Annotated in this window: 10 protein-coding genes; 5 read left to right on the forward strand and 5 right to left on the reverse strand. The window is 63.9% G+C overall.

The window, feature by feature from the left end:
• The first annotated feature begins 83 nt into the window (after positions 1-83).
• On the forward strand, positions 84-1,091 hold the full coding sequence (locus ACVNHC_RS11985; protein ID WP_164477567.1) for an alpha/beta hydrolase: 1,008 nt from the start codon (positions 84-86) through the stop codon (positions 1,089-1,091).
• Positions 1,092-1,156: 65 nt separating this feature from the next.
• Here the strand turns inward: ACVNHC_RS11985 and ACVNHC_RS11990 are convergent, their stop codons facing one another.
• From ACVNHC_RS11990 to ACVNHC_RS12000, 3 genes are all read right to left on the reverse strand, one after another.
• The gene (locus ACVNHC_RS11990) at positions 1,157-4,030 is read right to left on the reverse strand and encodes an SPOR domain-containing protein (RefSeq protein WP_457167417.1); all 2,874 of its coding nucleotides are present in this window, start codon (positions 4,028-4,030) and stop codon (positions 1,157-1,159) included.
• Positions 4,031-4,111: 81 nt separating this feature from the next.
• Positions 4,112-5,878, reverse strand: a complete 1,767-nt coding sequence (gene argS / locus ACVNHC_RS11995; protein WP_457167418.1) for an arginine--tRNA ligase — start codon at positions 5,876-5,878, stop codon at positions 4,112-4,114.
• A gap of 80 nt (positions 5,879-5,958) precedes the next feature.
• Positions 5,959-7,179 (reverse strand): deoxyguanosinetriphosphate triphosphohydrolase, encoded by a 1,221-nt coding sequence (locus ACVNHC_RS12000; RefSeq protein ID WP_122520166.1) that lies wholly within the window; start codon positions 7,177-7,179, stop codon positions 5,959-5,961.
• Between the two features lie 194 nt (positions 7,180-7,373).
• Between ACVNHC_RS12000 and erpA the strand changes: the two genes are divergently transcribed.
• The 3 genes from erpA to ACVNHC_RS12015 all read left to right on the forward strand — a co-directional run bounded on the left by erpA (position 7,374) and on the right by ACVNHC_RS12015 (position 9,406).
• Positions 7,374-7,724, forward strand: coding sequence for an iron-sulfur cluster insertion protein ErpA (erpA, locus tag ACVNHC_RS12005; RefSeq protein WP_026355957.1), 351 nt, complete (start codon positions 7,374-7,376; stop codon positions 7,722-7,724).
• Positions 7,725-8,068: 344 nt separating this feature from the next.
• Positions 8,069-8,851 carry an exodeoxyribonuclease III gene (xth, locus tag ACVNHC_RS12010; RefSeq protein WP_058899861.1) on the forward strand — a complete coding sequence of 261 codons (783 nt, stop codon included), beginning with the start codon at positions 8,069-8,071 and terminating at the stop codon, positions 8,849-8,851.
• Between the two features lie 252 nt (positions 8,852-9,103).
• Positions 9,104-9,406 (forward strand): hypothetical protein, encoded by a 303-nt coding sequence (locus tag ACVNHC_RS12015; protein ID WP_374630679.1) that lies wholly within the window; start codon positions 9,104-9,106, stop codon positions 9,404-9,406.
• A gap of 170 nt (positions 9,407-9,576) precedes the next feature.
• On the opposite strand, the gene ACVNHC_RS12020 is transcribed toward ACVNHC_RS12015, so the two are convergent.
• Positions 9,577-10,431: a tetratricopeptide repeat protein gene (locus tag ACVNHC_RS12020; protein WP_082206155.1), complete on the reverse strand. Its 855-nt coding sequence runs from the start codon at positions 10,429-10,431 to the stop codon at positions 9,577-9,579.
• Positions 10,432-10,826: 395 nt separating this feature from the next.
• Positions 10,827-11,105 carry a hypothetical protein gene (locus ACVNHC_RS12025; protein WP_374630681.1) on the reverse strand — a complete coding sequence of 93 codons (279 nt, stop codon included), beginning with the start codon at positions 11,103-11,105 and terminating at the stop codon, positions 10,827-10,829.
• 305 nt (positions 11,106-11,410) lie between these two features.
• Here ACVNHC_RS12025 and parE point away from each other — a divergent pair, with 305 nt between their 5' ends.
• Entirely contained in the window at positions 11,411-13,519 is a 2,109-nt protein-coding gene (gene parE / locus ACVNHC_RS12030) for a DNA topoisomerase IV subunit B (protein WP_058900830.1), read from the forward strand.
• Positions 13,520-13,748: the final 229 nt, after the last annotated feature.

The raw sequence follows: 13,748 nt of genomic DNA on the forward strand, positions 1-13,748 counted from the left end.
GCACAAAGGGCTGATTTGCACCCTCTGTGCGCCTGGCTCATAAACATGCCCTGAGACCCATGTGCCAATCACAGGATGCCATCATGCGCAAGCGCCACGACACACCCAAGGGAAGTCTTCACAGCCTCACGGTCGCAAGCCCCCTGCTGGCAGCCAATCTCCTGGGCGATCCGGCAGAGCGCGAGGTCATCGTCTACGTGCCCCACGGCCATGATGGCAAGGGGCTTCCGCTTCTCGTCGATCTTGCGGGCTTCACCGGATCGGGCCCCGGCCACGCCGCATGGAAGAATTTCGGCGAGAACCTGCCCGAGCGGCTGGACCGGATGATCGAAGATGGCACCCTGCCCCCGGTTGTCATTGCCATGCCCGATTGCTTCACCCGGCTGGGCGGCAACCAGTATGTCGATTCGGCCGCCATGGGCCTGTGGGCGCAATATCTCACCGGCCCGATGCTGGAGGCGGTCGAGGGCCGCTTCGGCTGCGGCGGCAAGGGCAAGCGCGGGCTTTTCGGCAAGTCTTCCGGCGGCTATGGCGCCATCATGCATGCCATGCGGCACGCGGATGTGTGGTCGGCGGCCGCCTGTCATTCCGGCGACATGGGTTTCGAGCTGTGCTACCTGCCCGACATGCCCAACGTGCTGCGCACGCTGGCGCGCAAGGGCGGCTCGGTGGAGCGTTTCATCACCGACTTCGAGGCAGGACCGAAGTTCTCCGGCGCCGACATGCATGTGCTGATGTCCCTCGCCATGGCCGCGAGCTATGATCCGGACCCGGACAGTTTCTGCGGCATCCGTCTGCCGGTCACCTCCGGCACATGTGAGCTCATCCCCGAACGCTGGGCCAACTGGCTGGCACATGATCCTGCTCAGATCGTCACGCAGCACCTGGACGCACTTGCAAGCCTCAAGGCGCTGTGGATCGATTGCGGCGATGTGGACCAGTACAATCTTCTCTACGGCGCCCGCCGCCTGCACCAGACGTTGACCGCAAGGGGCGTCGCGCATGTCTATGAGGAGTTCCCGGACAACCACTCCTCCATCGACTACAGGCTGGAGCGCAGCCTGCCGCACCTTGTGAAGGCATTGATGTAAGATATTGCCTTTAAAAGAAAAACGCCGGTCACGTGACCGGCGTTTTTCGTCTCTGGCTGTCCGTCTCAGTTGCGGCGGACGAAGCAATCGCCGCCGGCGGACTGCAGGCTGCCGCAGAGCGCGTCGGCTGCGTCCTTGGACCCGGCCGGAATGCGCACGCGGTAGAACGTGCCGCGGCCTTCGATCTCGATCGGCTCGATCACCGGCGTCTGCCCGCCCAGCACCGAGGGATAGCGGCGCTGAAGGGCGGCGTAGGCGGTCTGCGCCTGTTCCTGGCTGCGCTGAGACGTCACCTGCACCACATAGGTGCCCGGCGCAATCGAAGACGCGGCCGGAGCGGTGGCCTGCGCCTGCTGCACAGGCTGAGCCGCAACCGGCTGGGGTGCCGCCGGCTGAGTCAGGTTAAGCGGGCCGGAGTTGACAGGCTGCGGCGTGGAAGGCTGGGCCGGAACCGGCTGCGGCTGAACAGCCGCAACCTGCGCGCCCGGACCCGGCTTCACCCGCGGTGTTGCACCGTTGAAAATCGCATCCGCAGCCCGCTGTTCTTCCGGCGTTACCGGCGTCAGAGGCCCTGCGGCCTCCTCGGCGCCCGGCGCCGGCGTCAGGGCCGCAACCGGAGCCAGTGCACCGGCTGCGCCGGGCATGCCCGGCGTTTCCAGTGCCGGGGTCTGCGCAACCGGCGTGGGCGAAACGGTCCGTACTGTCCCTGCCCCGGCCGTATCAGCGCTCGAAGCGCCGTTGATAATCGTGCCGTCGGGCCGCACCACGAGCGTGCGCACCCGCTTCGGCGCCCCCGGCGTCAGATCCGATGCAGAACCATCCACCGGTGCGGGGGGAAGTTCGGCCGGCTCCGGGCTGTCCTGCACGACCATGCGCTCACCATCGGCCGGCTCTCCGCCAACACGGTCATAGATGAGTTTGGCGGGCTGGCTGGCGCCGCTTTCGGCCGGTTCGGGATAGGTCTTCAGCGGCTCTTCGAGCCCTGCAATCACCTGCGGCGGGCCATCCGGCACGGACGAGCCGCCAGATCCGAGCAGCGCAAAGGCAGCCCCTCCGACAACGGCAACGCCAAGCACGGCGGCGGCAATCTTCAGGCCCCGGCGGCTGTTGCCCGAATGCGGAGCTGCCTGCTCTTCATAGGCGGAATGGGGCGGAAGGATACCGGCGCCCGCAAGCGTCGGATCACTCTCCTGCATGGCACGGGCCACCGCATCAAGGTCATAGCCACCGGGAGGGGGCGGTGCCTCGTCCTCATCATACAGCAGCGGCAACTGCTGAGCCTGCGGACGGCTCTGGGCAAAGATATCGGCAATCTCGCCCTCAGACAGGTCATCCTCGACAGGACCGGCATCCCGCGGAAGATTGCGCAAGGCGTCCGGCCAGGCCATGTCATCGATATCGGCAGGATCAAGGCCGGAGGACTTGCGCTCCGGCTCATTGCCCCGCTGCAGTCTTTCATCCTTGAACAGGGACCCGACCAGATCATCAAGCTCGGCAAAGCTGGCCGAAGCCTCCTTTGCGCTGCGCACGGCTGCATCGGACGCCAGCGATGGCCAGGGCTGCGTGGCATCCGGCACAAAGGGAACGGCAGCGGTCGCCGCCTTGCTCGGCTGGGGCGCCGCAGCCAGGGCCTCGGGGTCATAGCCTCCGTAGGACGGCGCACTGGCGGCCTTGTTCGAAGGCTCGGCCTTGGCCTGAGGCATCTGGGGTGTTGCGCGCGGCTTGAAGGTCCGTTCCGCAGATTTTGCCCCGGCCGGAGAAACCTCTTCGCTCAGCGCAGACACCAGCGACCCGGCAAGAGCGGCCGAAAGACTTGCCGCCATGGATCCCGTCTCCGGGCCATGAGCGGAAGGAGCACGCTCCTCCTCGCCATATCCAGCGAAGGAAGAGGCCGGCTGTACCCGGGTCTGTTCCTGAAGCCCTGCCTCGAAGGCGCCCTGCAGTTCATCCTCCAGCCCCTGCTCCAGGCTGGCAGCAAAATCAAAACCGCTTCCCCGATCCAGAGACCCGCGCAACGCGCCCTGATCCCCGGCGTCATACCGGCTGCCAGCCGCCGTCAGATTGCCAGCGTAGTCCTCAGCCGGATAAGCCTCTTCCGTATAGGCTTCTTCTGCCGGGTAAGCGCCATCGTCTGCGTAGCCCTCGTCAGCATAGGCCGATGCGCCATAAGACTGACTTGTGTAAACCTCGCCGCCGGTCATGGCGGCATCATCCTCCGGATAGCCCGCGAGCTCTTCCGGATCGAGAGACAGGTTCAGGCCCGGGCGCAGGCCAGCAACAGCCTCGTCCTCAGCGCTCTCGCCAGCGTAATAGTCCCCCTCACCGGCAGCCAGAGAAGAGGCGAAGGCATCTTCGTCCAACTGAAGGCCGGACGAGCCGCGCAAGCCATAGCTCTCCACTGACGGGGCATACTGCGCCGGCTCTGCCTCTTCATAGCGCAAGGGATCACCGCCGCCGCGCAGATCCGGTGTCACGAAAGGCTGCGACACGACCTCAGGGTAGCCGCTCTCCTCGCTGCGGGGAGTGCCATAGGGGTCTTCCAGATGGAAGTCCTCAGGCAGGGCCACGGCCGGAGCGCCATAGTCCGGCTGGTCCGGATAGGCTTCGTACGGCTCATCCGCATAGGATCCGGCGCCGGAATAAGCCTCTTGGCCAGCATAGCTCTCCGGCTGGCCGTAAGCGCCGTGGCTCTCGTCAACACCGTAGCCGGCAGGCAGGGAAACCGGGGGCTGCCCCACCGGCTCCCGCAGCAGATCATCCTGATCCAGTGCTGCGAAGTAATCACTGCCAGATTCTGAAGATGCGGGACGGTTGCGGTTGACGATGCGCGCCAGCTGAACCAGCGGATCCTCAGCGCCCAGCTGATCGTCCGTATGCCGTGCGGCAGCATCTGCCTCACGGAAAGAATCGGATCTGGGAAAGTCAGAGCGTTGAGACATATTCGTGTTGCGTTCCACCGATGGCATCCGGCCAGGCCAACTGGCTATCCGGGATCACCCGGCCGGACACACTCTCCTGCCTCAGCGCATTTCCTGGGGGGCGTCGACTCCAAGAATTGCAAGCCCAGAAGCAAGAACCAAAGATACTGCCCTCACAAGAGCAAGACGCGCGAGAGTCAACTCTGTATTTTCAGGGTTAATAAAACGTAATTGCGGCATTTCCTTGCCACGGTTCCAGTGCGCATGCAAGGAACTTGCCAAATCGTGCAGGAAAAACGCGATTCTGTGCGGCTCATGCGCTTCGGCTGCGGCATCAACCATCTTCGGCCACATCGCAAGCTTGCCGATCAGCTCCAGTTCGCCAGAATCACTCAGGCCTTCGTAGCTCACCGCAGCCAGTGCAGCGTCCGACAGATCCCGCCCCTTCAGTTCCTCAGCCGCCTGGCGCAGCACCGAGCAGCAGCGGGCATGGCCATACTGCACGTAGAAGACGGGATTGTCTTTCGACTGCTCCGTCACCTTCTGGAAATCGAAGTCAAGCGGTGCGTCATTCTTGCGGAACAGCATCATGAAACGGACCGGATCCCGGCCCACTTCTTCCACCACATCGCGCAGGGTGACGAAATCACCGGCACGCTTGGACATGCGCACGGGCTCGCCCGCCCGGAACAGCTTCACCAGCTGGCACAGGCGCACGATCACTTCGGACGAACCGCCGGAGATGGCCTTGCCGACCGCTTCCAGACGCTTCACATAGCCGCCGTGGTCGGCGCCCAGCACATAGACCATCTCCTTGAAGCCGCGCTCGTATTTCGACAGGAAATAGGCAACGTCGGCGGCAAAGTAGGTGTAGGAGCCGTCGGACTTCTTCAGCGGCCGGTCGATGTCATCGCCAAAGCCGGTGGCGCGGAACAGGGTCTGCTCGCGGTCCTCCCAGTCTTCCGGCAGCTGGCCCTTCGGCGGCGGCAGGGTTCCCTCATAGACGAGATCACGGCCGCGCAGCACGTCCAGCATCCGGTCGATAGGCGATTCTCCGCCGTCGTTGCGCTCATGCAGGGTGCGCTCGGAGAAAAACACATCGTGATGCACGTTGAGGAGCTTCAGATCGCCGCGGATCAGCTCCATCATGCCCGAAATCGCAGCTTCCTTGACGATGGGCAGAGCCGCATCCTCGCCCATGTCGAGCAGCGCCTTGCCATGAGCCTTGGCCAGTTCCTCGCCCACCGGCTTCAGATAGTCGCCCGGATAGAGGCCTGCCGGGATTTCGCCGATCTCCTCACCCAGAGCCTCGCGGTAGCGCAGGAAGGCGCTGCGGGCGAGCGTGTCGATCTGCGAGCCTGCATCGTTGATGTAGTATTCGCGGGTCACCTCATAGCCGGCATAGGCCAGCAGGTTGGCCAGCGCATCGCCGAAGACCGCGCCGCGCGTATGGCCCACATGCATCGGGCCCGTCGGATTGGCCGAAACATACTCCACATTGACCTTGGCGCCGCCGCCCAGTGCGGAGCGGCCGAAGTCAAGGCCGCCGCTGACGACAGCCTTCAGGATCCGCTGCCACACCACAGGCTTGACGCGCAGGTTGATGAATCCGGGACCGGCAACGCTGACCTCTGCAACTTCGGCATCCCTGGCAAGGGCTGCGGAGATCTGGTCGGCCAGATCGCGCGGCTTCATGCCGAGCGGCTTGGAGAGAACCATGGCCGCGTTGGTGGCAAGGTCGCCATGGGCCGGATCGCGCGGGCTTTCCACGGTGATGCGGGCAAGATCCTGATCGCTCAAGGGGCTGGGAAGATCGAGCGCCTTGACGGCAGCCTGCACCCGGGTGGTGAATTCAGCAAAGATGTTCATCGTATGGCCAATCTGGCTTGTCTTGAAAAGGGATGGCTTGAGCGCCCCGGTTTCATCCTGGGGCATGTCTGGCGGCGGGCCTAGCCCAAATCCGGTGTATCGTCAAACAGGCGCCGGTGTTCCTCGATGGCATAGCGGTCGGTCATGCCGGCGATGAAGTCGCACACGCGCCGCGCCCGCGCTTCCGGTGCAAGGCCGGCAGCCCCGGCCGCCCATTCGCGCGGCATGTCGGCCGGTGTGGCCATGTAATGGGCAAAGAGCTCGCGCGTGATCCGCGCCACCAGCTTGCGCACCGACAGCACATCCGGGTGCCGGTACATGCGGGCAAAGAGGAAGCGCTTCACTTCCTTCTCGGCCTTGCTCATTTCGGCGGAGAAGTCCACCACCGCATGCCCTGCCCTGCGGATGTCCTCGGCGCTTTTCGGCTGCAGCTCGCGCAGGCGGCGGATGCCCTCGCGGATCACGTCTTCCACCATGCGGGTGATCTGGCGGCGGACGATCTCATGGATACGCCGCGGCTCGTCCAGCCCCGGATAGCGGCTGTCGACTTCCTGCAGGATATCCGCCAGGAACGGCACTTCGGCGATGTCCTGAATGTTGAACAGCCGCGCCCGCAGCCCGTCATCCAAATCATGGGCGTCATAGGCAATGTCATCGGCAATGGCGGCGGCCTGCGCCTCTGCGCTCGGCCAGCTGTCGAGGCGCAGATCCTGCTTGTCCGCATAGCTGCGGATGGCAAAGGGCAGCACGCTGTCCTTGAACTTGCCAAGCGGCGCGCCGGAGGCATCCACCAGCGGGCCGTTGTGCTTCACAAGGCCTTCCAGCGTTTCCCAGCTGAGGTTCAGCCCGTCCCATTCGGCGTAGCGGTGTTCGAGCGAGGTGACCACGCGCAGGGACTGGGCATTGTGATCAAAGCCGCCGTAAGGGGCCATGCACTCGTGCATCACATCCTCGCCCTCATGTCCGAAGGGCGTGTGGCCGAGGTCATGGGCGAGCGCCAGGCACTCGGCAAGATCCTCATCGAGCCGCAGAGCGCGGGCGAGCGCACGGGCGATCTGCGACACCTCGATCGTGTGGGTCAGACGCGTGCGGTAGTGATCGCCCTCGTGATAGACGAAAACCTGCGTCTTGTGCTTCAGGCGGCGGAAGGCGGTGGAATGGATGATGCGGTCCCGGTCGCGCTGGAAGGGCGTGCGCGTCGGGCTCTCCGGCTCGGGGTGAAGACGCCCCTGCGTCTGTGCCGGGTCCTGTGCATAGACGGCCCGTGCCTGCGCCCCATAACCAAGGCTCGCTACTGTCATTCAAATCACCCCACCTGCAAGCAGACCGTACCGGACGGCATTCCTGACCTTGCGCTTCTGCAATTGACGCAGGCCCAATGCGTACATACCTATTAGTCAAGACAAGGCGCAACTGTGATGACACCCTGTGAATGGCTGGATATGGCCATTTTCCTGCAGAAATCCAGCGCCGCACCCCAAGGGAAGCCGATTTCATGAGCACAGACACCCTGGAAGCCGCCACTCCGGTCACCCTGAGCGCCCGCGCCGCCCGCCGTGTTGCAAAGATTCTCTCCGGCGAAACGCCCGGCTCCATGCTGCGCGTCAGCGTCGAAGGCGGCGGCTGCTCGGGCCTTCAGTACAAGTATGACGTGGTCACCGCCCGCGAGGAGGATGATCTGGTCATCGAGCGCGACGGCGCCACGGTTCTGGTCGATTCGGTGTCGCTCCAGTACATGGAAGGCTCGGAAATCGACTTCATCGACGATCTGATGGGCCAGTCCTTCCAGATCCGCAATCCCAACGCCGTCGCCGGCTGCGGCTGCGGCACGAGTTTTACGATCTGAGGCGCAGTCCGGCGCAGTTCCGCGTTGGATGCGCCAAGTGTTTACAATACCTCTCAATCGTCATCCCGGACGCGCGCCGCGCGATCCGGGACCGGTGAGCCGGGGCAGTTGTTGTTTGTGCCGCGAACCATATCCGGAAGGCCTTGGCTCACCGGTCCCGGCTCTCCGCTTCGCTTCGGCCGGGATGACGATGGAAGAGCTGGAGCAAGGCAAGTTGCCCACTCACACCAGCATTTCCTTGCAATCCACCTGCTGCCAATCCCCCCTCTCTGGCCATCCCCCCATGTGCCTGCTAACACTGTCAGCCGGAAAACATGAGATCGGCAGAAGGACGGGCTGCGGGGATGAAGATCGCCACCTGGAACATCAACGGGGTCAAGGCCCGCATCGACACGGCGCTGCAATGGCTTTCCGAGGCAAAACCGGACATTGCCTGCTTCCAGGAAATCAAGTCGGTGGACGAGGCCTTCCCTTCCGCGCCTTTCGAGGAACTGGGCTATCACGTCGCCACCCACGGGCAGAAGGGCTTCAACGGTGTTGCGATCCTCTCCCGCCAGCCGCTGGAGGACATCCAGCGCGGCCTGCCGGGCGATGACAGCGACGAGCAGGCCCGCTACATCGAAGCAACCGTTTCGACGGACGGCGGGGCGCTGCGCGCCGGCTGCCTCTACCTTCCCAACGGCAACCCGCTGGGCACGGAAAAATTCCCCTACAAGCTGCGCTGGATGGACCGGCTGATCGCCCATGCCCGCACGCGCCTTGCCGAAGAAACGCCCTTCCTGCTGCTGGGCGATTACAACGTCATCCCCGAGCCGAAGGATGCGCGCAATCCGCAGGACTGGCTGGGCGACGCCCTGTTCCAGCCCGAGAGCCGCAACCGCTTCCGCAGCCTTGTCAATCTCGGCTTCACCGAAGCCGTGCGCGCCTCGACGGACGCCGCCGAAACCTACACTTTCTGGGATTATCAGGCAGGCGCCTGGCAGCGGAACAACGGCATCCGCATCGACCACATCCTGCTGTCGCCGCAGGCAAGCGACCTGATGCGCGGCTGCGGCATCGACGCCCATGTGCGCGGCTGGGAAAAGCCCTCCGACCATGTGCCGGTCTGGGTCGACCTCGCCGCCTGATATGTGACGAGCCTCGTCGGCTCGCCGGTGGATCTTTCGGCCTATCCGGCCGGCTCGCGGCTCCGGATTCTGCCCAGCCACGCCAGCATGACGGCGGCGGCCTATGAAGGCTACCAACATGATCGAAAGCGGTGCCGTGACGGGCTGGTGGCCGCGTGTAAACGGCTGGTGAGCCGTCGCCATCCGGGTGAGATTAACGTAATCAGTGCCCTTGCGGCTTGAAGACCGCGCCTCCCGTGCTACGCTCAAGCCATGAAGACCTTGCGCCTGATCCCCGGGGCTCTGCTATCGGCACTGATCCCCGCCCTGATCACGGCAACTCTCCCGGCTCCTGCGGGGGCCGGCGAGAAGCCGAAGGTCAACTGCATCTGCAAGGCCAACAGTCAGGACTATCACGTGGGCGATGTGATTTGCCTGCGCGGCGTCATCGCCCAATGCGTGATGTCACAGAACGTGACCTCCTGGGACGTGAGCAAGGCCCCTTGCCCTTCGGTTGAAGCCCCGGCGCCTGAACCCGGCGAGCCCACGGATCTGGCTTATGCCAACTTCGAATGAGCTTGGCTCATCGGAAGTTGGTCAAGCCCGTGCGGCGTCTGAGCATTTTCAAGGCGTGATGCGCCGGATGTCCTTCCCGTGGCTGAATAGCAAAACGCCTGCGGCGCGGAATGGCAAAACGCCTGCGGCGCAGGCCACAGGCGTCAATTTCCACATGATGCAAAGAGATGTTACCGCAGCGTCGATGCGCTGAGCGCTTCGGCAGAAGGCGCGCGCATCGGCTCATGCTTGGCCATCCAGGCATCGGCACGGCGGGCGGCGGAGCGGCGGATATCCTCACTTGCCAGCGAGAAATACCGCTCCTGCATGTCGACGACCCAGCCCAGATCGCCAACGCCCTCTTCAGCCGCATGGGCGCGGGCAATGGTCATCCACATCAGCCCGCGTTCGCGGTTTTCCAGCGAGTCGGCCAGGTTGAACAGGGTCTCGCCCAGCAGCGCCTGCGCCCCGATATGGCCCTTGAGGGCCGCAAGGTTGAACCAGCGCACGGCCATCAGGTCGTTGTTCTCGCGGTAGATCTGACCCAGTTCATACTGGGCTTCCGCATCGCCGAAATACGAGGCGGCGTGGGTGAAGATCTGGCGGGCACGGGCCGGATTGGCCTTGACCTGCGTATTCTTGATGCCGGTCATGTAGTATTTGCCAAGCGCCACGAAGGCGCTGGAGACGAAAGGTGCCTGCGGAGAGGTGGGGCTTTCGTCGCCATAGAGGCTGACGACCTGATTGTAATACTCGAAAGCCTTGTAGTCGTCCTCGGCAACGCCGTCACCGGCCGCATACATCTGGCCCAGCTTCCAGGCAGCCATCGGCTGGCCGTTCTCGGCCGCGTAGCGCAGGGAATCAAGCGCTGCCTGCTTGTCGCCGGAATAGTATTTCCTGGCGCCAAGGCGCAGCGCCTCGCTCGCAGTCATGCGCTCCGGCGTGATCTGCTCGTTGCTGGCCGGTGTTCCGTCAAAGGCATGAGCAGGCACCAGCAGCATGAGCTGCAGGCCGGCTATCTGGACGAGATTCCGCAAGATACGCATGACTCTGGATCTCACCTTGGTGCGGACTGGCGCACCTTTTCCGGCCAAAGCTGCAGCGCGGCTGGCAGCCAGCCTGACCGCCATGCCCGTGGCGCCGTGCGGCGCTGGCCCTGTGTGAATTCGATGGAGAGAAAAATACCCCGGCATTCCGGCAGCATTTGGGCCAGCAGCGCTCCGGCCGCCGGTATTTGAGCTGGCAGCTGCGGCACCATGCGAAAAAAATCTGCGGGAGATGGAACCAAGGAAAGAGGAATGCGTTTCACCGCTGTAAAGACAGACTCGGGATGTCACCCCGTCATTCCCTGTCCTGTTCAACGCAAAGATAACGCGCACACCAAACCCCTGATCCAATGGCATACACACTGATGCGTATGCCCGCTTGACTGCCTCGCTCTTCATGCCTGCCACTCATTCCCCCAAGGGGGCGGCGGCAATTTGCTGAAGATCATTCTGCCCTTCCATGCCACAAAGGGTTGAAGCCCAATCGTGGCTGAACGGCGGCAATTCCGGCGCCACAAGTCATAGCGCATCACATCGCGTCTGACTGTTGCGGCGGCGCCACAGACTCGCGTCTGTTTTTTATTCAATCCCGCCACCCTGAGCGCCGCAAAGCTCAAGGTTTCTGCCGCGTCCTGCCGCCAGAACACCTTCCAAAAAGCAAGCCGGGCAACCATTCACGGCTGCACAGCTCCTCTTGCTGCTTCATGGCAGGGACTGGCGCGGGGCCGGACGGCCCTTGCACTCACACTGGATGAAAGCGGTTGACATTCGGTTGTCCAGACCGTTCAAAAGCGCCGTTTCGTTGGAAATCCGCGCGGTTCCGGGGCTTTCCCCTTTCGCCGCAGGCTGGCGGCTGAGACAATCGCGCCGAATCGGGCAGCAGCGAATCGGGCTCCGGCAACGGGAACCGGACATACGGCACGGCCATTTGCGTCACACGCAAGGGCCTGCCCCACAGACTATGGAACATGGAAACGGCATGAGCGCAGACGAGGATCTCTTCGCAGGATCAGCAGCAGCGGCAGGGAGTGCGCCCGCAAAGGCAGCCCCCAAGGCGGCCAGCAAAGCAGCCCTTGCGCCCGCGCCCGCCGTCCTAGCGGCCGCAACAGCACCGGCTGAAGCGGCAAGCCCCGCACCGCAGCGCAGTTCCGCAGCCGGTGAGGACTATACGGCAGCCGACATCGAGGTGCTGGAAGGCCTTGAGCCGGTCCGCCGCCGTCCGGGCATGTATATCGGCGGCACCGATGAAAAGGCGCTGCATCACCTCTTTGCCGAGATCATCGACAACTCGATGGATGAGGCGGTGGCCGGACACGCCACCTGGATCGACGTTGCCGTTGGCGCCGATGGCTATATCACCATCACGGACAATGGCCGCGGCATTCCGGTCGATCCGCATCCCAAGTTCAAGGACAAGTCCGCGCTCGAAATCATCATGACGACGCTGCATGCGGGCGGCAAGTTCGACAGCAAGGTCTACGAGGCCTCGGGCGGCCTGCACGGCGTGGGCTCCTCGGTGGTGAACGCCCTGTCGGAGGAAATGGTGGTCGAGGTGGCGCGGGCCCGCAAGCTCTACCGTCAGGTCTTCCAGCGCGGCAAGCCCGTGGGGCCGCTGGAACTCGTCGGCGATGTGCAGAACCGGCGCGGCACGCTGGTGCGTTTCAAGCCCGACTGGCAGATCTTCGGCAAGGAAGCAAAGTTCGAGCCGGCGCGCCTTTTGCGCATGGCTCGCTCCAAGGCCTATCTGTTCGGCGGCGTCGAGATCCGCTGGCACTGCGACCCGGCGCTTCTGGACGAGAAGGACAAGACACCGGCCGAAGCCGTGTTCCACTTCCCCGGCGGCCTGAAGGATTTCCTTTCCGAAAAGCTGGGCAAGGAGCGCAAGGTCATCGACGATATCTTCGCCGGCAAGCTGGGCCAGCCCGGCAAGCACGGCGCGGTGGAATGGGCCGTCACCTGGTTTGCGGGCGACGGTTTCCTCTCCTCCTACTGCAACACGGTGACGACGCCGGAAGGCGGCACGCATGAGGCGGGCCTGCGCTATGCACTGCTGCGCGGCCTCAAGGCCTATGCGGATCTCGTCGGCAACAAGAAGGCCGCGATCCTCACCTCGGAAGACATCATGACCTCGGCCGCCGGCATGCTGTCGGTCTTCATCCGCGAGCCGGAGTTTGTCGGCCAGACCAAGGACAAGCTGGCCACCAACGAGGCAACGCGCATCACCGAAAATGCCCTGCGCGATGCCTTCGACCACTGGCTGACCGCCTCCCCCACCCAGGCCAACAAGCTGCTGGAATGGGTGATCGACCGGGCAGAAGAACGCCTGCGCCGCCGCCAGGAAAAGGACGTGGCCCGCAAGACCGCCGTGCGCAAGCTGCGCCTGCCGGGCAAGCTGGCGGATTGTTCGGCCAACCAGTCGGAAGGCACGGAGCTGTTCATCGTCGAGGGTGACTCGGCCGGTGGTTCCGCCAAACAGGCGCGCAACCGCAACAATCAGGCCGTGCTGCCCCTGCGCGGCAAGATCCTGAACGTTGCCAATGCCGGGCGCGACAAGCTGGTGGCCAACCAGCAACTGGCGGATCTGATCCAGGCGCTCGGCTGCGGCACCCGCACCCACTACAAGGATGCGGACCTGCGCTACGAGAAGGTCATCATCATGACCGACGCCGACGTGGACGGCGCGCATATCGCCTCGCTGCTGATCACCTTCTTCTACCGCGAGATGCCGGAGCTGATCCACAACGGCCACCTCTATCTCGCCGTGCCGCCGCTCTACCGCCTGACGCAGGGCGGCAAGACCATCTATGCCCGCACGGACGAGCATAAGGACGAGCTGATGGCCACCGTCTTCAAGGGCAAGAGCAAGGTCGAGATCGGCCGCTTCAAGGGCCTTGGCGAAATGCTGCCGGGTCAGCTGAAGGAAACCACCATGGATCCCTCCAAGCGCACCCTGCTGAAGGTGCAGGTGGTGGCGGGCGACGAGGCCGGCACCAGCGACACCGTCGAACAGCTGATGGGCAACAAGCCGGAAGCCCGCTTCCGCTTCATCCAGGACCGCGCCGAATTCGCGCATGACCTCGATATCTGAGCGTGAAGCGCCCGCTTCAAGCTGACGGCGAAGTCAAGCTGCTGCATTTGCGATGAGAGGCAGGCGCCCGCGTGCCTGCTGATTTGCTCCCAACTGGCGGCTGTTAGCATTAACAGGGCCGTTTCAGGGTCAAAACCTCAGGAAAACATTGACAAGAGGGCCTTTAACTGTAGGGTGGCGCCAATTCCGGACCCGGGCAGAGCTTGGGTCCGTCCAGCTACAGCGACCC

Source organism: Pannonibacter sp. Q-1 (assembly GCF_054073275.1).